The sequence below is a fragment of the Collinsella aerofaciens genome, assembly GCF_028209885.1.
In the GTDB taxonomy this organism is placed as follows: Bacteria; Actinomycetota; Coriobacteriia; order Coriobacteriales; family Coriobacteriaceae; genus Collinsella; species Collinsella aerofaciens_BA.
On the sequence record NZ_JAQLEM010000014.1, the window covers coordinates 1 to 23,265 of the forward strand.

Annotated in this window: 18 protein-coding genes and 1 pseudogene; 3 read left to right on the top strand and 16 right to left on the bottom strand. The window is 60.9% G+C overall.

The genetic code is table 11. The features are described from left to right. Positions 1 to 710 precede the first annotated feature (710 nt). Positions 711 to 2,354, bottom strand: coding sequence for an amidohydrolase (locus tag PMX21_RS04960; protein WP_271758416.1), 1,644 nt, complete (start codon positions 2,352 to 2,354; stop codon positions 711 to 713). A 162-nt stretch (positions 2,355 to 2,516) separates the two neighbouring features. On the opposite strand from PMX21_RS04960, the gene PMX21_RS04965 reads away from it, so the two are divergent. Next, the gene (locus PMX21_RS04965) at positions 2,517 to 3,980 is read left to right on the top strand and encodes a M20 family metallopeptidase (RefSeq protein WP_271758418.1); all 1,464 of its coding nucleotides are present in this window, start codon (positions 2,517 to 2,519) and stop codon (positions 3,978 to 3,980) included. A 140-nt stretch (positions 3,981 to 4,120) separates the two neighbouring features. On the opposite strand, the gene PMX21_RS04970 is transcribed toward PMX21_RS04965, so the two are convergent. The 11 genes from PMX21_RS04970 to PMX21_RS05020 form a co-directional block, all read right to left on the bottom strand. Further along, the gene (locus tag PMX21_RS04970) at positions 4,121 to 5,416 is read right to left on the bottom strand and encodes a zinc-ribbon domain-containing protein (RefSeq protein WP_271758420.1); all 1,296 of its coding nucleotides are present in this window, start codon (positions 5,414 to 5,416) and stop codon (positions 4,121 to 4,123) included. Between the two features lie 149 nt (positions 5,417 to 5,565). Continuing rightward, positions 5,566 to 6,588, bottom strand: a complete 1,023-nt coding sequence (locus tag PMX21_RS04975) for a YitT family protein (RefSeq protein ID WP_271758422.1) — start codon at positions 6,586 to 6,588, stop codon at positions 5,566 to 5,568. Between the two features lie 206 nt (positions 6,589 to 6,794). Further along, positions 6,795 to 7,310 (bottom strand): Asp23/Gls24 family envelope stress response protein, encoded by a 516-nt coding sequence (locus tag PMX21_RS04980; RefSeq protein WP_271758424.1) that lies wholly within the window; start codon positions 7,308 to 7,310, stop codon positions 6,795 to 6,797. A gap of 44 nt (positions 7,311 to 7,354) precedes the next feature. Then, on the bottom strand, positions 7,355 to 7,732 hold the full coding sequence (locus PMX21_RS04985) for a DUF2273 domain-containing protein (protein ID WP_271758426.1): 378 nt from the start codon (positions 7,730 to 7,732) through the stop codon (positions 7,355 to 7,357). Next, positions 7,725 to 8,270, bottom strand: a complete 546-nt coding sequence (locus PMX21_RS04990) for an Asp23/Gls24 family envelope stress response protein (RefSeq protein ID WP_195624943.1) — start codon at positions 8,268 to 8,270, stop codon at positions 7,725 to 7,727. Before PMX21_RS04990 ends, PMX21_RS04985 begins: the two co-directional genes overlap by 8 nt. A 166-nt stretch (positions 8,271 to 8,436) precedes the next feature. After that, on the bottom strand, positions 8,437 to 9,243 hold the full coding sequence (locus PMX21_RS04995) for a YebC/PmpR family DNA-binding transcriptional regulator (protein ID WP_006234926.1): 807 nt from the start codon (positions 9,241 to 9,243) through the stop codon (positions 8,437 to 8,439). A 165-nt stretch (positions 9,244 to 9,408) separates the two neighbouring features. Continuing rightward, positions 9,409 to 11,592 (bottom strand): DUF6020 family protein, encoded by a 2,184-nt coding sequence (locus tag PMX21_RS05000; protein WP_271758429.1) that lies wholly within the window; start codon positions 11,590 to 11,592, stop codon positions 9,409 to 9,411. 83 nt (positions 11,593 to 11,675) lie between these two features. After that, entirely contained in the window at positions 11,676 to 12,497 is an 822-nt protein-coding gene (lgt, locus tag PMX21_RS05005; protein WP_271758431.1) for a prolipoprotein diacylglyceryl transferase, read from the bottom strand. Positions 12,498 to 12,606: 109 nt separating this feature from the next. Then, entirely contained in the window at positions 12,607 to 12,885 is a 279-nt protein-coding gene (locus PMX21_RS05010; protein ID WP_195919538.1) for a NifU family protein, read from the bottom strand. 174 nt (positions 12,886 to 13,059) lie between these two features. Next, positions 13,060 to 13,584: a deoxycytidylate deaminase gene (locus PMX21_RS05015; protein WP_117847994.1), complete on the bottom strand. Its 525-nt coding sequence runs from the start codon at positions 13,582 to 13,584 to the stop codon at positions 13,060 to 13,062. Between the two features lie 87 nt (positions 13,585 to 13,671). Then, entirely contained in the window at positions 13,672 to 14,523 is an 852-nt protein-coding gene (locus tag PMX21_RS05020; RefSeq protein ID WP_271758434.1) for a type III pantothenate kinase, read from the bottom strand. A 192-nt stretch (positions 14,524 to 14,715) separates the two neighbouring features. Here PMX21_RS05020 and PMX21_RS05025 point away from each other — a divergent pair, with 192 nt between their 5' ends. Continuing rightward, complete coding sequence (locus PMX21_RS05025) at positions 14,716 to 16,419, top strand: OPT/YSL family transporter (protein ID WP_271758436.1); 1,704 nt, start codon at positions 14,716 to 14,718, stop codon at positions 16,417 to 16,419. Positions 16,420 to 16,620: 201 nt separating this feature from the next. Here PMX21_RS05025 and PMX21_RS05030 read toward each other — a convergent pair whose 3' ends face one another. Together PMX21_RS05030 and PMX21_RS05035 are read right to left on the bottom strand one after the other, a co-directional pair. Further along, positions 16,621 to 19,725, bottom strand: a complete 3,105-nt coding sequence (locus tag PMX21_RS05030) for a CAP domain-containing protein (RefSeq protein WP_271758438.1) — start codon at positions 19,723 to 19,725, stop codon at positions 16,621 to 16,623. Between the two features lie 187 nt (positions 19,726 to 19,912). Continuing rightward, positions 19,913 to 20,095: a hypothetical protein gene (locus PMX21_RS05035; protein WP_271758440.1), complete on the bottom strand. Its 183-nt coding sequence runs from the start codon at positions 20,093 to 20,095 to the stop codon at positions 19,913 to 19,915. Positions 20,096 to 20,401: 306 nt separating this feature from the next. Between PMX21_RS05035 and PMX21_RS05040 the strand changes: the two genes are divergently transcribed. Beyond that, positions 20,402 to 21,541 (top strand): DUF389 domain-containing protein, encoded by a 1,140-nt coding sequence (locus PMX21_RS05040; protein WP_271758442.1) that lies wholly within the window; start codon positions 20,402 to 20,404, stop codon positions 21,539 to 21,541. Positions 21,542 to 21,610: 69 nt separating this feature from the next. On the opposite strand, the pseudogene PMX21_RS05045 reads toward PMX21_RS05040, so the two are convergent. Then, a pseudogene (locus tag PMX21_RS05045) lies at positions 21,611 to 22,072 on the bottom strand (aryl-sulfate sulfotransferase); the annotation flags it as partial. A gap of 96 nt (positions 22,073 to 22,168) precedes the next feature. Next, positions 22,169 to 23,128 (bottom strand): 3-hydroxyacyl-CoA dehydrogenase, encoded by a 960-nt coding sequence (locus tag PMX21_RS05050; protein WP_271758444.1) that lies wholly within the window; start codon positions 23,126 to 23,128, stop codon positions 22,169 to 22,171. Positions 23,129 to 23,265: the final 137 nt, after the last annotated feature.

A 23,265-nucleotide genomic window follows, 5' to 3' on the forward strand; every position in this document is an offset into this window, starting at 1 on the left:
CTCGGGCAGTCCTGCTCGCACGAAGGCCACATTAAGTGGCCTTCGGCTCGTGCGGAACTCGCGATAAACCTTATGCCCCGCCCCTCCGGAGCCACACGGGAGGCAGGTTAACTAATTCGAGCCCGGCATTCAGAAAAGTCAGTGCAGCAAAAAGGCGATGCGGATAGCGACATGGGCATGGTTTTCGTTGCGAGCACGGGTCCCCTGGGGAGCACCGTGCATTTTTGGGAGTTTTCAGCAGGCCGGGACAAATGCATACGCACCGGGCGCATCTAATTAGTCCCACGGTAGCCTTCGACCGGCGATTTGGGTCGGCAGACAGGCCTCGTCGAGACAAACAAGCATGCCTCGCGCCACGTCGGACCCCAAAATGACGTCGATCTCCGCAATGCTACCCGACTGCAGCGGCACCGGCAGAGCTCGCGGTGCTGAATACTCCGTTTTTTGCACGGCACGGGCGGGGGTACATCAGGATCAGGAAGGACATTCCAGCCTTTTTATGCAATCTGTAATGGGAAGTATGCAAAACACCAAGAGGCAGCATTGCTGATGTCCAAATTGAGCGCGCAGGGCAGCGGCGCGTCCGCCCTGCGCCCAAATCCAGCAGAGCGGGGACGCTCCTAACAAATCCTCACCGGCAAACAAACGCGGCTCGAGCGTTATCCCAAAATTGGCTGCCCGAGCCGCGCTTAACGGTACGGCATGAATACTTAGCGCTCGTAAATCAAGTTACCTGCCAGGTAGGTTGCTTGAACCTTGGTAGCCTGGAGGTCTTGGGGGTCAACGGTGAGCGGGTTTTGGTCCAGGACTACCAGATCGGCGTATTTGCCGGGCTCCAGGCTGCCGAGGTTTTGCTCGTCGCCCGCTGCGTACGCGCTGCCAAGCGCGTAGTTGCGCAGGGCCGTTGCCGCGTCGATACGCTCGCTCGGCAACCAGCCGCCCTCGGGCCAGTGGCTGCGGGGGTCCTGGCGCGTGATAGCCGTGTAGAGCACATTCATGCTGGTAACGGGCGTAATAGGGCTGTCGGTACCGAAAGCTTGGCGAATGCCACGCTGTTTATAGGTCGCAAACGGCCACATGATGCGGCTACGCTCCAAGCCCAGGTCGCGCTCCGGACCACCCGGGTCGAGCGTGATATGGCAGGGCTGGCTCGAGGCAACCACGTCGAGCTTGCGCAGGCGGTCGATGTCCTCAGGCAGAAGGTTCTCCAGATGCTCGAGCGTGTTATGACCGTGCTGGGGCAGGCCGTACAGTTCGGCGGCCTCCTCAAAGATTTCGAGCGCGGCATGGATGGCACCGTCGCCGATGACGTGGATGCGCACGGTGTGACCGCGCTCCGCGGCCGCCAGAACCAGCTTACGCATGCGATCGGCAGGAACTGTCAGACGGCCCTGGTCGCCCGGGAAGCGCGGATTGGTATAAGGCTCGGTGAGATACGCCGTGTGTTCGCTCGACACGCCGTCGAAGAACTGCTTAAAACCAGGCGCCGAGAGCAGCGCGTTGTTCGCGTAGCGGGTCTGCAGCTCTTCCAAGCGCGATTGGTCATCCAGCAGCGTGGGAAACAAATGGGCTCGGATGCCCAACTTGCCGGCTGCCTGCAGTTTGTCGTAGACGTCGTCGCGGATAAAATCGCAGCCCGGCATGGGCATGAGCGACATATCGCATATCGAGGTGATGCCCTGCTCGGCCATACGCCTCATTTGATCGGCGTAAGCGCTTGCGATGCGATCCTCGCCCAGCCACTCAAGGCAGCGCGGTAGCAGCTGCATGGCAGCCGCCTCGTGAGCAATACCCGTGAGCTCGCCGTTTGCGTCCTTGTCGTAGCTACCGCCCGCTGGTGGCTCGCTGTCGCGCGTGACGCCGAGTGCATCGAGTGCGCGGCTGTTGAGCCACAGCGTGTGCCCGTCGCCCGAATACATAACACAGGGACGATCGGGGAATGCCACATCGAGCGACGCCTTGGTAGGATGCTCGGGCGGGTCCCAACGGTAGTCGCGCCAGCCCTGCGTCACAACCCAAGCGTCGTCGGGCAGGTCCTGGGAAAACTCGAGCGCATGTTGCACCAGCGCCGCCTCGGACGTGCCCATATCCATGAGCATGTACGGCGAGGAACCGACCGAGGTATGGAAGAAGTGCAGATGAGCGTCATGGAAACCGGGGCAGACAAACTGCTCGCCGTAGTCGATAACCGACGTAGCAGCAGGAGCGGCGGCGATCACGTCATCGGGCGCACCGACTGCGACGATACGGTCGCCTGCGATGGCAATCGCCAGCTCGCGGGCGGTATCGATGCCGTCTTGCGCGGTAAAGACGTTCTTGGAACGGATAATCCGATCGATATGTTGCATGGGCATCCCCATCTCTGGCAGGAAATTCAACACCCCCGAGTGTACTCCCCCGCCCTTGTAACAAAACCCCAAGCGGCAAACGGCAACTTTACCAGCCCTAGCGGCAGGTGGCATACTGGAGAGAGCCTGTACGATTTTGCGATCAACCCAGCAAGGAGCAAATCGACCATGACGAAGACCAAGGCACAGCAGATTATGGCGGCAACCGAGGTTCGCGCGGCAGACGACGTCACCGCGGCCATCCGAGATATCGCCGCCGAGTTTGAGCCCTATATCATCAAGCAGCGCCGGCACTTCCATAAGCACCCGGAGCTGAGCCTTGCCGAGGAGCGCACAACCTCTGACATCGCCAACCAGCTCGACGCCATGAATATCCCCTACGAGCGTCCGCTCAAGACCGGCTTGGTGGCAACGCTTCGCGGTACCGCGCCGGATGCCTACCGCGAGGACGGCACGCCGCGCCGCCGTATCCTGCTGCGCGCCGATATCGACGCCCTGCCCGTCACCGAGCAGACCGGCGAGGAGTTCGCCAGCGTCAACGAGGGTTGCATGCACGCCTGCGGCCACGACTGCCACATCGCCATGATGCTCGGCACGCTGCAAATCCTGCGCCATATGACCGACGACATCCACGGCGAAGTCCGCATCGTATTCCAGCCCAGCGAGGAAAACGGCCAGGGCGCTAAGCTCATGATCGGCACGGGTGTGCTCGACGGCGTCGATGGCGCCTACGCCGCGCACATCTGGAGTGAGGTCGACGCCGGCACCGTGAGCTGCGAGCCCGGTCCGCGCATGGCCAATACCGACTGGTTCCGCATCGACGTCCGCGGCACCTCGTGCCATGGCGCCATGCCCCAGCGAGGTCACGACGCCGTCATGGTTGCCGCCGAGATCCTCAACGCCCTGCAAACCATCGTTTCGCGCGAAATCAGCCCCTACGAGCCGGCCGTCATCACCGTCGGCGAGCTGCACGGCGGCACCGCGCGCAACGTTATCGCCGGCACGGCCTACCTCGCCGGCACAGTGCGCACCTACGGCGATTCGACCCACGAGGAAATGCCGGAGCTCATGCGCCGCATCGTGGAGCATACCGCGGCAGCCCTGGGCGCCGAGGCAGAGCTCACCGACTACACCATCGCCAACTACAAGGTCGAAAACGACGCCGCCTCGAGCGAGCGCTGCCGTCAGGCTGTAATCAAGTGCCTGGGCCCCACCGGCCAAGGCCATTATCGCGGCACGCTTTCGGGCGAGGATTTTTCGGAGTACCTGCGTCGCGTACCGGGCGTGCTCGCCTTTGTAGGTACGCGCAACCCCAAGATTGGCTCCACGTACGCCCAACATTCCTGCTTCTACAAGATCGACGAGACCGTGCTGGCAAAGGGCTCCATGGTGGCCGCCCAGTATGCTATCGACTTTTTGGCCGAGCCCACGCAAGAGGAGCTCGACGGCCCCGCGATTACCGCGGTCGCCGAAATCAACCCCGATCTGGCCGCCAAGTTGCGCTCTGCCAAAGCGACGACCGCCGAGGCTCGCGACGCCATCCATGATGCCCGAACGGCTCGCCATGCCGCGATCAAGGGCATCCACGACGCACGCGCTGCTGCACGCCGTGAGGAGAAGCACGACGAGTAATCGATTCGCTGGCATCTCGCAGTCATAGCCACATCGCGATGTCAAAGCGGGGGCGGACGTTTCGACACGTCCGCCCCCGCTCATTCTTCAAGCGCTATTTCTACTATTTCTACCCCGTCCCCAAATGGCAGACGGCATGGCTACTCGTCCTGAGGTTCCTCGTCGGAGCTTGGCTCGGACGCCGACTCAGGTGCAGGTGCCGGCTCAGGCTCAGGCGCAGGCTCGGGCTCAGATGCCGTCTCAGACTCGGGCACCAGTTCAGGCTCGGGCGCCGGCTCAGGCTCGGTCGCGGGAGCGGGTGCAGGTGCCGGCGAAGCATCCGGAGCACTGTAACCCGAAGCAGCGGACTTCTTCTCGAAAGGCAACACAAAAGTCAGGACGTCGTCCTTATCCTCATCGGCCCACTCGCTTGCATAGCGTGCGGCCCAATAGCCAACGGCACGGTGCTTGAGCATCTTGCCAAAGACCGTAAGAAATACGGTGACGAAAGCGACCAGCACCAAGAATAGCGCGAGCGTGACGCCACCGCCGGTAACAATTGCCTCAATACCCGTAGGACGATAGTAGTAGCTATACATACCGACAGAGGCAATGGCGCCAAAGACGACCGTCAAGATCCATGTGACAACGTTGGCGACCAGGCCCGTCAAAAACTCGGGAAGGAACGAAGCACAAAACAGCTTGGTCTTGTTGTGCTTAAACGCCGCCCAGACCTTATCGAGCGAAAACGCGCTCTCGACACGCCCGGTCACCGCAAAGTGCATCACGGCGATGTCGGCGAACATCTTAAAGAAGACACCCAGAATCGCCGAGGCAATTAGCGCCAGGACAAGCAGGCCGAGCGAACCGAACAGCGCAGCCTCGAGCGCATAAGAGCCGTAATAAGAATACGAGCCCGCAGTGCCAATTACCACGCCCTCCACCAGCGAAAGCACTACACCGATAACGGGAATGGCAGCGATAACCTCGAGCACGACCGAAATAACGCTCGAAAAGACTCCGAGACCAAACGACGTGGAGCGCATGAGTGGACGGTCCATGCCGTCATCGACCTTGAGCGAAAGATCACGGCCCCACTCGATACCAAAGCCGGAACCGCACACGCTCGCAATGCAAGCTGCCAAAAAGCCGATGGCAGCTGCAATGCCGCCAATAACGGGAATAAACAACACGAGCACCGACACAACGCAAATCAGCGCCGGCAAAAAAGCGATTTGGCATACACTCTGAAGCACGCCCGGAGTCTTAGTCATATCTTGGAACGCCTGAGCCACACAGCCCTTTGGCGCATTCGCCACGGGCGGTTGCGGAACAAACTGCTGGGGCTGAGGCTGTCCCTGGGGAGCGGGGCCAGCGGCACCGGCATTAGGAGCACCACACACGCCGCAGAACTTGTCGTTATCGCCCATGGGGGCGCCACACTGCGAGCAGAACATAGAATCATCCCTTCGTATTTTGAACGAATCACTTGGATCGCAAACGATGTCTTTAGCATCATTATTGCCCAATGTGGGGTCAAATACTCAAAGATGACCGATTTGCAAGGTACACGGCGCCAGCAGGCGGTTCGTTGAATACGTCTGTGCTAGTTCGTTCCGCGGAAGCCCTTGCCGACGATCTCGGAGCTGTCGACAATCGTGATAAAGGCACCTGGATCGACTTCGCGCGCATAGCGGCGCAGCTGCACGGCCTCGCGACGGCTCAGCACGCTCATGATCACCGTCACGCACTTGCCCGAGAAGGCACCGTAGCCGCGGCTGATAGTCGCCGTACGGTTGAGATGTTTAACGATAAACTCCTCGACTTTGCGCGGCTCGGAGCAAATGACCGTGCAGACTTTGCGCAGGTGAATGCTCTCAATGGCTTTGTCGACCACAAGCGTCTTGGCAAACAGGCCGAGCACGCAATACAGACCGACACGCGGGCCATACAAAAAGGCCGCGATGGTCACGATGCCGATATCGACCAGCAGCAGGGCACGGCCAATCTCGAGCGTCGTGCGGCGCTTGAGGATCATGGCAAGAATGTCCGTGCCACCCGTCGAGGCGCCGATGTCAAAGACAATAGCGCTGCCAAGCGCCGGCAAGATAACGGCAAAGCACAGGTCGAGCCACATATCACCCGTCAGAGAGACATCGGTCGGGATAAAGAGCTCAAACAGCGAAACATAGGCAGACAGCGCAAACGAGGCGAAGACGCTCCACAGGATTGCCTTGCGCTCCAAAAAGATAAAGCCCAAAACGACGAGAACCGCGTTGATAATCCACATAAAGACGCCGACGGGCAGAGTCGGGAACAGCGTGGACAGAATGACCGACATGCCCGAGGTGCCGCCAAAAGCAAAGTGATTAGGGGTTTTAAACGCAACGATGGCAAAGGCCGTAAGAATCAGACCAAGATTGAGCTCGGCAAAAAAGCGCGGGAAGCCTGGCTCCTGGCTGCGCTTTTGGCCGGCACGCTCGCCGCGCTCGATATCGGTGCGATCAACCACGCGCTCCATCGGCACCACGGGAGGACGATGCATCTCCTCGGCAGCACGAGATGCCGCCTCTGCCGCGGCGGCCTCAATCGCCCATGCCTTGCTTTCTGTTTCGTGCTCGTCAGCCATTACGGCAACCCCTCGTTAACAATTTGGAAACAATGCGCCCATTAGGGTAACGCGGAACGCGACGATTGCAACCCCTAGTTAGACGAGCGGTATGACTACATCGGGAGCGTAAAAAAACAGCCGGCCACGCTTTTGCTTGCGCGGTCGGCCGTTTAACGTTTTCACAGATAAAACCTACCAAAACAAACCTGTCCCTTTTTGGAAGGTTACTCGTGCTGGCTGGTGCGATGCTCGTACTCCTCGGGGGTGATGACATCCTCGATGCGCAGGTTGACGCCCGCCACCTCAAGGCCAGTCATCGCGGCAAGGCGCTCGGTGACACGTGCCTTGACATCGTCGAAGATCGCGGGCGCATAGGCGCCGTACTCGATAATGACGGAGATGTTGACGACCACGCGATTGTCATCGGTGACCTCGACCGTCACGCCCTTGGTCAGATTCTCGGCACCAAACTGCTCCTGCACAAAGTGCATGAGGTTACCCTTCATGCCCAGAACGTGCGGAACCTCGCGGGTGGCCATGGCGACGATCTTCTCGATCACACCGTTGGAATAGGTCAGCGAGTCCTCGGACTCGTCCGCTTCCTCGTCATCCTCATCCACATCGGACTCGGCCTCGACGAGAGCCTCGTCCTCGAGCGTCACATCCTCGGCTTCGGCGACGACCGCTTCGTTCTCCTCGAGCTCGGTATCGGCTACATCGACCTTCGTATTAAAAGCCATGGTTCCTCCTTATGCCTGCCGCGGATGCGACAGTCGAATACATATTAGCGGCCGCTAAACAGACGGCCGAAGAAGTTGACGATCCCGTTCTCGCCGTCGCGAATTTGGCCGATCACGGCGCCGATCAGCACGAAGAATGCAATGACGAGCGTGTCCCACAGGCCGAGCGTGAGCACCAACACGGCGAGGATAAAGCCAGCGACGGCACCGAACGTGGTGTTGGGATGACGCACAGCATAGCTCCAGATGGCAGCGCCCGTACCCTTGATGAGACCCATAGCCTCGTTAAAATCCGCGGCTGCCGCGTCTTGTAACTCAGTTGCCTCTGCTTTGGAATCAACAGGTTCGCTCGCCGGCGTGGCGCTCTGGTCAATCGTCAGGCGCGGCGTACGAGCGGTCTTATCTTGATTGGTATCACTCACCGGAAACCTCCACGGTCTGGACGGTAGTCTTGGACGGCAAAAAACGGACGCGCGTGGTCGTACCCGGCGTGCCGAGCATGGTGTCGCAAGCTTCCTCGATGCGCTGCTGCATCGCGGTAGCCAGAGATGCCACGTCCTTATCGTCAAGCGCGATAGCCTCGACCTTAAAACGGACATGCGAATCGTCGGAACCTTGGACGCGGGCCTCGACATGCTCGATCATCACGCGATCGTCGCGCTCTGCAGCAGCCCTGGCGCACGAAGAAAGCGCCGCGAGCGTGACCTCGATATTGCGCTCCCCCGCCGGATGCACGCAGGACGGCTCGCGACGAGCAAACATCAGGCGGAAGAAGCTTACCAGCACGCCAATCGCCACAACTCCGCCGCATGCCGTCACGACAATGCGCGGCATGGGGTCGCGCATCAGCAGCATAAAGCGATACGTATACGGCCCCCAAAACTGGCAGACAAGCGTACCCAGCGCCACGATGGTGGCGGCAAGATACACGATCGCTAGGGCTCGTTTGAGTACGCGCACGCGGCGCTCCCTTCAAATCTCGGCTCTCGAAATGCAAAACGGTTCGCATCATTATAAAAGAGCCGGGTCCGGTGCTCTACGCACGCGGATCCGGCTCATCTATTCCACGAGGCTTGCATGCTCGCTTCATTATGCCCAGATATGCACGGCTTAACCCGTGCGGGCGCTACTCCTCCTCGAGGGCAGCGATGACCTCGTCGGTCATGTCCATGGTGCTGTAAACATCCTGGACGTCGTCGAGCTCCTCAAGACGGTCGATGAGGCGCTGAACCTTCTTGGCGTCGGCGCCGGAAACCTCGGTCGGGGTGGTCGGGACCATGGTGGTCTCGGAGCCCTTGACCTGGACGCCCTGCTCCTCGAGCGCCTTGGAGACAGCCATGACCTCGTTGGCAGTAGTCCAGACGATCCACTCCTCGCCGGCGTCCTCGTAGTCCTCGCCGCCGGCCTCGGCGATGGCCATCATGAACTCATCCTCGTCACCGGCAGCACCGTTGGCGATCATGGTCTCCTTCTTGGCGTTCTCGTCCAGGATCTCCTTGGCGACGACGATCTGGCCCTTACGCTCAAACTGGAAGGCGACGGAGCCGGAGGTGCCCAGGTTGCCGCCAGCGTGGGAGAAGGCGGAACGGACATCAGCGGCGGTACGGTTGCGGTTGTCGGTCAGGCAGTCGACGTAGACGGCGACACCGGCGGGACCGTAGCCCTCGTACACGATGTTCTCGTAGACGGCAGCGTCGGCACCCGAACCAAAAGCCTTGTCGATAGCGGACTTGATCTTGTCCTTAGGCATGGACTGAGCCTTGGCCTTGGCAACGGCAGCGGCGAGGCTGGCGTTGTTCTCGGGCAGCGGGTCACCGCCGAGACGGGCAGCAACGGTGATGTTGCGGCTGAGCTTGGAGAAGAGGGCGGAACGCTTGGCGTCCTGCGCGCCCTTACGATGCTTGGTTGTGGCCCACTTAGAGTGTCCGGACATACGTGTCTCCTATCGGTTTCGACCTAAAGCCCAGCGCAGATGCTCGGGCAATATAAACAAACGTCGTTATGATATACCTACTGGCCTGCGAGATAAACCCCAAAATGAAGGCGTCGTGATGATACAGCCCCTTGGTGCAAAGTAACCTGTCCCCTTTGCACCAAATTAGGACCAGAGGAGGTCGCTGCGGGTGATGGTGGCGCCGATGGCAAAGGGCATGCAGGCGATGACCGGATACAGGTAGCGCATGTAGGTCGAGCCGTTGCAGGGACCGATCAGGCACACGGCGAGCACGCCCAGCAGCGGCACCCAAATGGCCAGCCCGCGCCACGAATGACGACGTAGCAGATAGACCACCACGGCGATCATGATCCACACATAGGTGGCCGAGCTCATGGTGAGCGAGATAAACGGGATGCGCTGCACCGCCACGCGGTACAGGTTGATCAGGTGGTCGCACCAGCGCACAACCTTGCTATCGACCGGATGGAAGTCGAAGTACTTGAGGTTATCGGGCTTTGCCATGATCTCGGCACTGCGCGCCGTGCTGTAGACCCACGCATCGCGGGCACTCGGATAAAAGTAGCCGTAGTAGTTATTGATGAGCGCCGAGATATAGCACTCGGGATCCTTTTTGAACATCTGGGCCCACACCTCAAAATAGGCCTTGATGTCCTCCTGCGAGGCGTACTCGTTAAAGCAGTTCTTGACGGCATCGGACTTATCTGGGTTGTAACGGCGGCCCAGATTCTCGTACTTGAGCACACGGTCGATCACGGCGCGCTCTTCGTCGGTCACCAAGCCGTCGCAAGGAGCCTCCACGACGGTGCCGTCCTCCTTAACCGTGGGATTGACGCCCGAGTTGAGGCCATCGTGCTTTTGGACGAAACGAGCCGTCTGCTGGAACGGAATCGAGAGGATTTCGCGCTTGGAACCAGGCGTGATGTCGTGCACCGGCATAAAGACCTTAGTGAAGTACATATTAGAGGCAAGGCAGAGCGCAAGCACCGCAAGAACTCCCACCCAGCGGAAACGCGGCGTGGCGCCCGAAGTCGCAGCACCAGCCTGCTTGGCTGCACGATGAGCCACATGCGCGTCCCACGCGCAAAACGCCGCCGCGATCACGCATGCCGCCAGGGAAAACACCAGGCCGCCGTTGCGCAGAAACGTGGAACCCATGGCGCCCAGAGCGAGCAGCAGCCAGTCGTGGCGCGCAAAGAGCACAGGCCTCTGTTCGCCTGCACGCTCGACATTGACATCGCGACGGGGCAGGCCGCAGGCCACGAGCTTCACGGTCTGCACCAACAGCACCAAAAACGCGTCGGCAAACAGCACGTCTTTGGTAAGCAAGGCCGCGTAGTTGGAGAACATGGGCATAAACACAAAGAACAGCAGGATTACGCCGCGGACCGGCAGGCTCACGCCCAGCTTGCGCAGCGACGAGATGGAATAGGCCATGCAGGCGGCCGTAATGACGAACTGAGCGCAGGTGAAGATGGCAAGACCTGCGTTGGCGCTGTTGAACAGTGAAAGCCCCAGCTGGACGCACGAACCGATGATAGCCGTATGCACCACAGGGTGATGTCCGTTGAGCAACACATTGGGATTGAGCAGACGCAGGTAGTCACTCGTGCCGTTGGGGTAGTTGAACCACTGGCGAATCTGCGCACCCGTATCTCCCATAAAAAGGCCAGGCAGCGAAGCGATGAGCGTGGGCGCCCAGGCGATCATAAGCACCAGGAAGGGCCCGGCAAAGGGATGGACCGAGAGCACGGCGTGAGCCACACGCCATACGCGGCCAAAGTGCGCTTCGGAAAACGGAATGCGCCGAGAGCTCAGCCAATCTAGACACTCAAAGGCAAGGTAGAAGGCAACGACCGCCAAGAGCATCCAGCCCGCACCGCCTATCCAGGCGCAGATGATGCGGGCCTTGTCGCCGAGCACGATCTCGGCCGAATCGGTGAGGTCGTAACTGCGGCCAAACACCATGCAGACGGCAAAGAACAGCGACGGAAGGATCACCGAGGGACGCCAAGCGTCGCCGCGGCCAAAGAACACGTAGCGAAACGGCAGCGTGAGCAGGCAGGCAAGCGCAAGCAGCATGACCGCGTCGGTATGGCCGGCAAACGAGAGGAGCACCTCGTAGCACACGTACAGCATGCCCGAGGCTTTGGGGTCAATCGCCAAGACTGCGTTGCTCGACACCGGGGCGGGATCGATGGAAAACGCCGTGGTCGCCAACAGCGCGAGCAAAAATGCGATGAGCGTCTGCTTGGCGGGGTAGCGCTTAAACCAGACGATGCGGGCAGCGTCGCGCGCAGCCGTTGTGGAGAGGTCGGGATCCTTCACAGTCCGAAAGCCTTTCTAGAAACCTATCAAACTCGGCAAGACCACCACAAAGGTGCCTGTCCCCTTTGTGGTGGTCTTGGTGGTTAGGCGTCGAGGTAGATGCGCTGGGGGCGATTGCGGTGTCGGGCGAAGATGATGAGCGCCAGGCCGGCGATTACGAGCGGCAGGCTCAGCAGCTGACCCATGGTGATGACGCCGCCCAGCAGATAGCCCAGCTGGGCATCGGGCACGCGCACGAACTCAACGAGAAAGCGGACGATGCCGTACCCCATCACGAACACGCCCATAAACGTACCCTGGGGCAGTAGCGGCTTTTTGCGGCTGAGTACCTGCAAAATACAGAAGAGCACGACGCCCTCAAGAAACGCCTCGTAGAGCTGGGAGGGATGGCGCGGCATATCGCCCGCGGTGCCGCCAAAGATCACGCCCCAGGGCAGATCGGTCGGCTTGCCCCACAGCTCGCCGTTGACAAAGTTGGCGCAGCGCCCCAGGCACAGGGCCAGCGGAGCACCGATGACCGCGAGGTCTGCCAAAGTCCACGCATCGAGCTTGTACATGCGGCACACGAGCACGCCGCCGATGATGCCGCCCACCAGGCCACCATGAAAACTCATGCCGCCCTCGTTGGTGGCAAAGATCTCGAGTGGATGCGTCCAGTAGTAGCCGTCGCCGTAGAAAATGACGTAGAACAGGCGGGCGCCAATGATAAGGCCAAAGACCACGCCGACCACGACGCTCGTCAGGTCGTCGACCGTAATGTCAAAACCCCAACGGCGCTGTGTGCGATACATGACGACCGCCGTGAGCAAAGCCCCGACCACATAGGCCAAGCCGTACCAGTAGATGGTGATGGGCCCCGCCGAAATGGCGACGGGATCAAGCATATGGTAGAGGTCGTTGAGCATATCGGTCCCCCTGCTCCCTACATACAAATGCGGCCGCGGGCCTTGCGCTCGCAGCCGCATATTTGGGCGTAACGTCTATGCGGAGCACATCGCCCGCAGCTTTCGCAGCTTAGAACGGCGCATACTCGTCGTACAGGTCCTCGGCCTCGCCGGAGGCATTGACCTGCTCGACACGCGTAACGCCGGGCACGTGCTCCTTGAGGATACGCTCGATACCCATGGACAGGGTCAGTGCGCTCATAGGGCAGCCGGCGCAGGCACCCTGCAGTTCCAGCTTGACGACGCCCTCGTCGTCGACACCCACATACTCCATATCGCCGCCGTCAGCCTGCAGGTTGGGGCGGATCTCCTCAAGAACCTTCTTAAGCAGCTCTTCGTTAACAGCCACAGGGGCTCCTTTCTCACAATAACGCGGGCACGCCCGCGGACAGAGCTATGTTACTACAGCCGTGTACCCGCTCACGAGCCGTCCATGCGCGCGGACACGACTTTCACGAGCAGTCAATTTGGGACGGGGCTTTTAGCTGCTTTTGCCGACGCCCGGCGCTAGCACACGCTGCCGCTACTGCTGAGTTTGTTCCCCGGTGCCAATGTGGACATCGACGATAACCTGGCGGTAGCTAATGCCGCAGGAGTCGAGAATGCGACGGCTGATGCGGCCGTCGTCGGTGTCGGCGTACTTATTGTCCAGGTAGACAACCTCGCCCACACCTACCTGCGCCAGGATTTTGGCGCAGTCATGACACGGGAACAGCGTGACGTAGACCGTGGAACCCTCAAGGTCTTTGAGCGAGCCGCGGTAGTTGAGCACGGCGTTGGCCTCGGCATGGACTACGTAGTTATGCTTGTCCTGCAGCGGGTCATCGCTCGTGCCCCACGGGAAAAAGTCGTCGTTGAGTGCCGAGGGCGTACCGTTGTAGCCCACCGAAAGGATGCGGTGGTTGGTGCTGGCGATGCACGCGCCCACCTGCGTGTTGGGATCCTTGCTGCGGCGCTGCGCGGCGATGGCCACGCTCATAAAGAACTCGTCCCAGCTAATAACGTCGCGACGCTTGCCCGACGCGGTTTGATGAAGATCGTCCGACATGGCAGACACCTCCGAAATCGCAATAGTTTGACCCATTGTAGCAGGTGAAAGGTGGGGCTGTTTCCTCTCCCGCCGACGTCCTCGACTTTATGCGCGGCGAGGCTTTTGGTTGATGCGGTACAGCTCGGCGAGACCCCGCAGCGTCAGTGCGTCGTCTACCGTCAGGCTGTGGCCGACCAACGCCGCGAGCGCCTCGGCATCGTCGCCGGTAATGACGATGGGCACGCTGCCCTCGCCCGCTGCCTTGGTCGAGCGCATCTCGGCAAGCACCATGTCGAGCATGCCGTCGATGCGGGCCACCTCGCCCAGAACCACGCCCGAGCGCATGGCCTCACGCGTGTTGCGGCCGATGACGTGCGTCGGTGCCGAGGGCTCAACCTGAGGCAGGCGCGCCGCAGCGACCGAGAGCGAACGGGCACCGAGCGCGAGCCCCGGCGCGATAACGCCGCCGACAAAGGTACCGTGCGCATCGATGACCTCGATATTGGTCGTGGTACCTAGGTCAATCACAATGCACGGCGAGGCGTAGACGGCGCGGGCAGCCACGGCATCGGCGATGCGGTCAGGGCCGATCTCGGCCGGGTCGTCGTAGTGCACGGGTATGCCGGTCTTGAGGCCCGGCCCCACCGTGAGCACGCGCCCCGTGCAGGTACGGGAAAGTGCCGCCTTCCACGGGCGCTCGAGCGCCGGGACCACGCAGCTCAGCACAGCAGCCGCGGGCACAAGCGCACCCGGCATGCCCGCATCGGCCGCCAGTGCGGCCATGACCTGCACGAGACGCATGCGTGCCTCGTCTGCTGTGATGCTCGACGGCGTGGTGATCTCGCACGTCGCAAGCGGGCATTCCTGTGCCGCGGCCGAATCCTCGGCAAACAGGCCAAAGCGAATGAACGTGTTGCCCACGTCGACCGTCAATATATATGTGCACCCATTAAGCATCGTCGACGCTCCTTTCGTCTGCCCAGCAGTATATCGCCTACCTAAACCAGTCATCCCAAAATGACTAGGTTGCGGCTATACTGATGCGCGGTCGTTTGCGAGCTCACGCGACGGCCTTTGGTAACCCGACTTCCCGCGCCGCATCCGTAGCGGCGCTCCCGGGGGAAGCGGATATACGCAAAGGAGTTCAATATGAGCAATCCCTCGAACCGCGCCTCGATGCGCGGGCAACTCACGCTGCGCGGTGTCGTCATCGGCGTCCTTGGCTGCGTGATCATCACGGCAAGCTCGGCCTACACGGCCCTCAAGATGGGCGCCCTCCCCTGGCCAATCATTTTCGCTGCCGTCATCTCGCTGTTCTTCCTGAAGCTCATGGGCAACGCCAGCCTCAACGAGGCCAACGTCACCCACACCATCATGTCCGCGGGCGCCATGGTCGCCGGCGGCCTGGCGTTTACCATCCCGGGCGCCTGGATGCTGGGCTATGCCGACCAGATCAGCTGGCTCGACATGTTTATCGTGGCGCTCGCCGGCACCATCCTGGGCCTGCTGGCCACCGCGCTCATCCACCGTCACTTTATCGTGGACGCCGCGCTGGAGTTCCCCACCGGCAACGCCGCAGCTCAGACCCTACGCGCCACCGAGGCCGGCGGCAAGACCGGTAAGCAGCTCTTTGGCTCCATGGCCATCGCAGGCATCTACAGCGTGCTTCGCGACGCTCTGGGCGTGGTGCCCAGCATGCTGTGCACGCTCAACATCCCCGGCGTGACCTTTGCCATCTACAACTCGCCCATGCTGCTGTCCATCGGCTTCCTCGTGGGCTTCGCCCCGGTCGCTTTCTGGTTTGCCGGCGCCCTGTTGGGCAACTTTGGCATCATCGTGGGCGGCACCGTTGCCGGTCTGTTCGACGTTATGACTGCGCAAGGCATCGTCAAGTCCCTGGGCATGGGCCTCATGATGGGCTTTGGCGTCGCCGTCGTCCTCAAGGACATCCTGCCGCAGGTCGCCGGTATCGTCCGCGGTCTTGCCGCCGACAGCTCCACCGACACCGACGAGCAGTCGCTTATCTCGGGCTCTCTTAAGCTCGACGCCGGCATCATCGGCCTGGGCGCTGCCGCCATCGCCGTAATCGTTGCCATCGCGCTCGACCTTGGCCCCGTTCCGGCCGTCATCGTCACGTTGTTCACCTTTGTCACCACCATCATGAGCGCGCAGAGCTGCGGCCAGACGGGTATCGACCCCATGGAAATCTTTGGCCTCATCGTTATGCTCATCGTGGCTGCCTTCGCACAGATCGCTCAGGTCAAGCTGTTCTTTATCGCCGGCATCGTTGCCGTGGCGTGCGGCCTTGCGGGCGACGTCATGAACGACTTTAAGGCCGGCGCCGTGCTGGGCACCAACCCGCGTGCGCAATGGATCGGCCAAGCCATCGGCGGCATCGTGGGCGCCCTGGTCGCCGCAGCCGTCATGGTCGCGCTCGTCACCGCCTATGGCCCGGACGCCTTTGGCCCCGACAAGAGCTTTGTTGCCGCGCAGGCAAGCGTCGTCGCCACCATGGTCTCGGGCATCCCGAGCGTGCCGTGGTTCGTTGGCGGCTTTATCGCCGGCATCGTCATGTACTGGCTCGGCATTCCGGCCATGATGATTGGCCTGGGCGTGTACCTGCCGTTCTACATGTCACTCACGGCATTCCTGGGCTCCTGCGTCAAGCTCGCCTACGACAAGTGGTCCGCCCACCGCGACGCCACCGCCGGTCTTTCTGACGAGGAGAGGGCTGCCAAGGACGCCGCCTTCCAGGAACAGGGGCTGGTTGTCGCCAGCGGCCTGCTCGGCGGCGAGTCCATCGTCGGCGTTATCCTGGCGTTTGTCTCCGTGGGCTTAAGCCTGCTGGGCTAAGCTGAGCAGCTGCTCGACAGCAACCATATTGCCTACGATTTGCCCGGTCGGTAGCTTTCGCGGCTACCGCCCGGGCTTTTTGATATCGAAACAAAGAAAGGCCAGCGCGCTGCGTTTAACAGCGCGCCGGCCTTATCGGTTAAGCTATCGAAGCGTTCCTGCTCTGAACCGAAGTTCGTTGCAGAATCTACGCTCGAAACGCTACATCTGCTTGCGACGACGATCGCCCAGCGTCACGCCCGCAGCCACGAGCGTAATACCGCCGATGACGAACACCTCGCCCGCAAGAGCGGAGTCATCACCGGTCTGGGCAAGTGCTCCCGACGTGGTCTGCTTCTTGGCAGCAGACGCCTTTGCGGCGGCCTGCGTAACCTGGGGCTTGGCCTGAGGCTTGGCCTGCGGCTCGGCCTTGGGATGATACTTGTCGTACTCGGCCTGAGCGGCAGCCAGGGCATCCTTGGCATCGCCAAACTCGGCAAGCGCGGCGGCATAGGCGTCGTTGGCATCGGACAGCTTGGCATCGGCATCGCCCAGGGCAGCCTTGAGACCAGCGGCGGCATCGACGGCGGCCTTATAGCGAGCGTAGGCAGCATTCAGCTTGACCAGCTTCTCGTTGCCCGTCGTGCCCGCGGCAAGGGATGCCTTGTGGTCGACAGCCTCAAGATCGGCCTTGAGTGCCTCGTCGTTGGCAAGCTCGGCCTTGGCCTTGAAGATATCGAGGTTCGCATCGACGACGGCCTCGTTGGCGGCCTCGAGCTGCTTCTGGGCATCGGCGACACCGGCGACGGCAGCGTCATAGGCGGCCTTGGCGTCGTCGACCGCCTTCTGGGCACCGGCGAAGCGCTCGAAGGCCTTGTTTGCACCGGCCAGCTCGTCCTCGGCGGCCTTGGCCTTCGCCTGTGCGTCGGACAGGGTCTGCGTCTTGGCGGCAACTGCCTGCTTGGCGCCCGAAAGAGCGGTCGCGGCGTGCACATCTGCGGCCTGAGCCTTGTCAACGCCAGCCTGGGCAGTGTCGTCGGCCTTCTTGGCATCGTTAAGCGTGCCCTGCTTGTTCGCAAGATCCGTCTTGGCGGCATCGCACTTGGCGGTAAGGTCCTTGACCGAAGCCGTAGCGTTGTCATACGCCTCGCTGGCCTGGTCGGATTTTGCCTTGGCGGCATCGCGGGCGCTGCGAGCCTTCGCCTTGTGAGCGGTGGCTTCGGCTGCCTTCGTCTGGCTGTCGGCGAGCGTGGCATTTGCCTTATCAAGAGCTGTCTTGGCAGAAGCCGCCTCGGACTTGGCGGCATCGAGGTTCTGCTTGAGGGACTCGATGTCGATTCCGCCGAGTGCGTCCTTCGCTGCGTCGTATGCCGTCTTCGCGGCGGCGGTGCCGGACTTAGCCTTCTCGTACTCGCCCTTTGCGGTGTTCATGTTCACATCGGCTGCGGTGAAAGCGTCCTGGGCGGCATCCTGCCCGTTTACAGCTGCGAAGTAAGCTTCCCTAGTAGTTCCAAAGTTCTTCTGCGCCTCGGCGAGCTTGCCCTGAAGCTCCTTGAGCTGCGCCTTCTGCGCCTGCGTGCCGCCTGCATTGTAGGCGGAATCGATGTAGTCGTTCAGGAGCTTCTTGAACTCAGAGACAGTAAAATCAGCCTGACTGTCATAATCGCTGTAATCGAAGATGGTTACCTCGGAATCGGTGTTCTTACCGCTACCGGTTGCGATGCCGATAGCCTTCGCGCCGGCATCGATAATGTTGAGATAATGCCCACACTCATCGTAGATTTTGACGTCCTTGTTGTAGTGCTGGTAGATATAGTAGGAATCATATCGATGGCTTCCAAGTGCGTCACCATACTGTTCGACGTACTTATCGAATTTCGCTTTCTCCTGGGTGTAGAGGCCGGTATAGGGCCAGCCGAGGGTATCCTCGGTCTCGCCGCCGGTATACGCACCGCCACCGCCGGCAAGGTTTTCACCGTTATCCCAGTAGCAGCCCGAGTGTCCCCAGATGTTCGATGAATACGATACATTAAGGGCGGCTGCCGCAGTCATGCGGAGGCTGACGCTGAGCGCCGACTGGCCGTTCGCCTTGCGGAGATTGTTCTGGGTGTCGAGATATGTCAGGGCGTTGCGCATCTGCTCCAAGGAGAGCGGGTTGGTGTCGCGAGACATGTCCTGATCGACGTACTGGTCATACCATTCGGCCTTGTCAGCGGCACCGGTCAGCATCGATACGGCTTCCTGGGCGTTCTTTTTCTGCGTGGCCGTGAACTGGCCGCCGCCGATGATGTAGTTCATGAAGCCGAACATACCCTGACTGATGACTTCCTGGTCAACGGTCATGTTGGACTTTAGGTCTGCAATCTGCTGCTCAAGAGCCTCAACCTGGGCATTAGCAGCGTCATAAGCCTTTTCCGCGGCGTTCGAAGCGGCGCAGGCTGCCTCCCACTCGCTGCGCTTCTGCTTGCGAACTTCGACAAGCTTATCGTACTCAGCCTTCTTGTCGGCCTCGGTCTGCTGGGCCTGCTCGTATGCCGTCTTCGCGGCGTCACGCTTACTGGCCGCGTCCTTGTACTCCTTGTTTGCCGCATCGTATGCAGACTGGGCAGATGCCACAGCAGCGTTGGCGGCGTTGGCCTTCTCCTGCGCGGCAGCGACGGCAGCCTGGGCGGCCTGCAGATTTGTCTGTGCGGTGGCGTCGGCATCCTTCGCGGCATTGAGCTCCGCCTGCGCGGTCTTGAGCTCACCAGCAGCAGCGATCTTGGCGGCCTCAAGCGCACTCAGGTCGACACCCGTACCCGAGACGGCAGCATCGAGCGCGGCCTGCGCCTGGTTGAACTTCTGCTGGGCGTTATCGCGCGCGGTGGTTGCGGCTGCGAGCGCAGCGGCAGTCTCCTGCTTCTTGGCCTGGGCAGTCGTCAAAGCTGCCTCGGTATTCTGCTTTTCCTGCTGAGCGCTGGCCTCGGCAGCCTTGGCCTGGTCCAGATTGTCCTGTGCAGTAGTAACGGCCTTATTGGCGTCATCGAGCTTTGCCCGCGCGTCCTCGACGGCCTTCTTGGCGGCCTCGTACTCGTCCATACCCATGGCCTCGAGCTTGGCCTGGGCATCATCGAGGGCCTTCTTGGCCTCATCCTGCTTTGCCTTGGCGTCCTTGAGCGCCTGGGTCTTATCCTCGACACTCTTGTTGGCCTGTTCGAGCTGATCGTTCAGGTCGCCCAGCTTCTTCTGCTGCTGCTCGGTCTTTTCGACGGCGGCTTTGAGCTCGTCAATCTTCTCCTGGAGCGCGGCGACTTCTGCTGCGTTCTGCTCGATTTCGTTGTCGCTCACAGCCTGCGAGGCCTGATTCTTTTGCTGCTGCGCCTGCTTTTGAGACTGGCCCGCCGCGTCGGCCTTCTTCTGGGCGGCATCGTAGGCGGCCTGAGCGTCCTTGAGCTGCTTTGCCGACTCCTCGGCCAGCTGGACAGCCGTCTTTACGACCGCTTGGTTACCGGCGGCAACGGTATTCTCTACAGAACTACCCCCCCTGAACAGAATCGCCGTTATCGGTTGACGGTACAGCGATTGCCGCCAGCGGCGACATGAGCGGCTGAGCGATGAGGCCCGCCGTCAAAACGGTTGCGACGGCGCGGTTGGCAACGCCCTTGACGTTGACGGCCTTGGCCCGAGGCTCAAAGTGTTGTGGACTGTAGTTTGCCATGGCTTTCTCCCTTTGACACGGATGTATCCATACGTATCAAACGGTAGCTGTCGATTTTTGAATTCTGTTGCGCAACATTGGCGACCAGCGTATTTTTGAAATTCACGCTCTCGTGCTTCACAGTTTCGTCACATTTGAAGGAGCTGGTGCATCATATTCTCGCGGGATCGAATTGAGCCTATGATTTGCATTTGCTCCCGCGTCATCCGCCCTATCGGATTCCGCATCCAACAGACACCCCGCCCGCCACGGTGTAGAGTTAGGACAACGGGCGCGTTGCGCGGACCGCGCTGGAACGAGGTGGACATGGAACTCGATAAGCAACAGATCAAGCGACTACGCGAACGCCATCACCGGCGCCACGGCATCCGCCCTGCCCATAGTGAGGCTGCCGAGCAGGCTGGTCGCTTTTTAAAGCGCGCGTTCAACATTCGCGAGGGACGCGCGCCCTATCACGTGATCCGCAAGCGTTTTGTAAACGGGGCGCGTCTGACTGGCTCCCACCTATGCATCCTCATCATCGCCATGCTGATCGCGAGCATCGGCCTCGATATCGATTCGGACATCGCCATCGTGGGCGCCATGCTCATCTGCCCGCTCATGGGCTCGGTCCTTGCCATGGCATACGGTATTGCCACGCTCGACCGCGAGATCACCGTCGAGGCCGTCGCCAGCCTCGCACTGCAGATGGTCTTTTGCCTGGTCACGTCCACGCTGTATTTTAAGCTCTCGCCCCTTGGCACCACCACGGCCGCCATCATCGACAACTCGACACCCACCATATGGGACCTTGCCGTCGCGCTCGCGGGCGGCTTTGCGGGCGGGCTGGGCAACTCGCGCGATCAGGAACCCGCCACGCTCATCGCCGGCGTGGCCGTGGCGACCGCGCTCATGCCACCCCTGTGCGCGGCGGGCTACGGCATCGCCATCGCAAGCGGGTCGCTATTTCTCTCAGCGCTTTACGAGTTTGGCATCAACGTGGTCTTTATCGCGCTGGCGGCCGAAGCCGTATTGCTTCTTTTGCGCGTGCCGCTCAAGCGCGACCTGAACGGCGACGGTATTGTGACCGCCGAGGAAAACGCCGAGGTCAACGAGCTGTCACGCAAGGTGCGCCGCCGCATTATTGTGGGCACGGTAGTCTTTGCCATCCCCTGCATCGTTATGACCGCAGGCTCCATTGGCTCGGCGCAGGCCGGCGTGCAGGACGGCTACGGTGTCACCGAAACCACGCGCGAGCTTGCCGCGGTGCTGCCGGGCTTTAAGGATTACACCGTCGCCGTCGAGACCTCGGCCACCGAAGGCGACGAGGAAGGCATCGTCGAGCGCGAGATTGTCGCCCATGTGACGACAAGCGAGGCGCTCGGGGCACGCGACCGCCACGTCGCTCGCAAGCTCATCGACCTTAACGTGCCCGAGCTCGATCGCGTGGAGTTCGATGTGAAGTGATGCGGGACGCGAGGCGGGCCCGGCGCGAGCGCGCGCAGCCACGGGGCACAGACGCAGCCAAGCGCAGCGCTACAGCTCGTACTTGTACACGCGGTAGATGTACTTCTCGGCTTCCATCTCGTAGGTGGCGATGGGCAGTCCATAGCGATCGTACTCGGCAAAAGTCTTGGCCATGCCCGATGCCACGAGCATGCTATTCGAATCGCCGACGCGCTGCGCACTGCTCGCATAGCCCGAGAACGGCACGGCGATCTGGTCCTCGAGCTCGTAGGCACGCGCGGTCTCGTCCACCGTAAAGATGCGCCCAAACGAATGCGTTCCCTTGCTGTAGTCGGTCGCCACCGCGGCGCCCAGCTGGCCCCAGTCGAACTTGGGATAGCGCTCGGTCGCACCAAAGTTGTTGTCGTATAGCAGCACCTGGTAGCGACCAGTCGCTGCCGTGTCAGAACTCGGCAGATACGTCACGCTGTGCTGGCCTGCATTGAGCGAGAAATCGCCCTGGGCCTGCAATAACTTGTCTTCAAAGCCCGAGCCAGCCCATTGCCACTCCTTTCTATTTCTGGGTCCATCTTCTCACTGTTGGCGGCCGGAAATGATCCGTTTTCCTCCGACCCCGAGGGATCGTTCTTAGTACTTGAAGAAGCCCTCGCCCGAGCTTTCGCCCAGCTTGCCTTCGTCGAGCATTTTCTTGAGAACGGAGGCCATGGCCTTAAAGTTGTAGGGCATCATCATCTTCTTGAGCAGCGGGCTCACCAGGCCCGGCACCTTCTGATACTGCATGACGATGTTGTAGGCCGTCTGGATACCCACCGTGTCGAATACGCGGAACGGGCCCTTGGGAGCGCCGGTGCCACGCGTCCACGCGAGGTCGATGCTCTTGGGATCGCTCACGCCCGAGACGTACAGATCAAGGCCCGAAAGCAGCCACGGTACCAACATGGAGTTGAGCAGATAACCGTTCTTTTCCTTGTTGACGGGCAACGCCAGCATACGGATGTCGTTGGCAAAGTCGACGAGTTCATCGAAGTAGCGCTTGTCGGTCTGGTCCTGTGCCATGACCTCGGTCATGTTGTTCTTCCAGATAGAGTTGGCAAAGTGCAGCGACAGGTACTTCTCGGGGCGGCCAGTGTACTTGGCAAAGGTACTCGGCAGTAACGTGGAGGAGTTGGTCACGACGACGGTCTTTTGCGGAAGGACCGGGGCGAGCTTCTTGTAAAAATCGATTTTTGCCTGGGTGTCCTCGGCCATAGACTCGATGACCAAGTCGGCGTCGGCCACTGCCTTGGCAAGATCGAGCTCCAGCTTGAGTGTGGAGTAGGCGCGCTCAACGGCGGCGAGTGCCGCCTCTTTGTCGAAGGGCTTGCCGCTATCGGCGATACCGGAGCACCACTCGCCCGTGCCGTCCGCCATACCCTCGATTGCCGCGATGTACTCCTCGCGCACATGATCGATCTTGGGCTGGGTGCGACCGATGCTGCCCTCGCTGCGCAGCCAAATCGTTACATCGAAGCCGCAGTAGGCAGCCTGAAAGGCAATCTGGCTTCCCAGCACGCCGCCGCCGGCAACGCAAACGGTCTTGTAGCTCATAGGAACAGTCCTCTCTTACGTAATTCCATAGATGTGTATTTATTCAACTGTAAGAGGGCTGCACACTGGGGGTGGGTTCTATAAACGGACGGTAATTTGCGGCGAACGGCTACATCTGTTCATTATCTCAGGGTTCC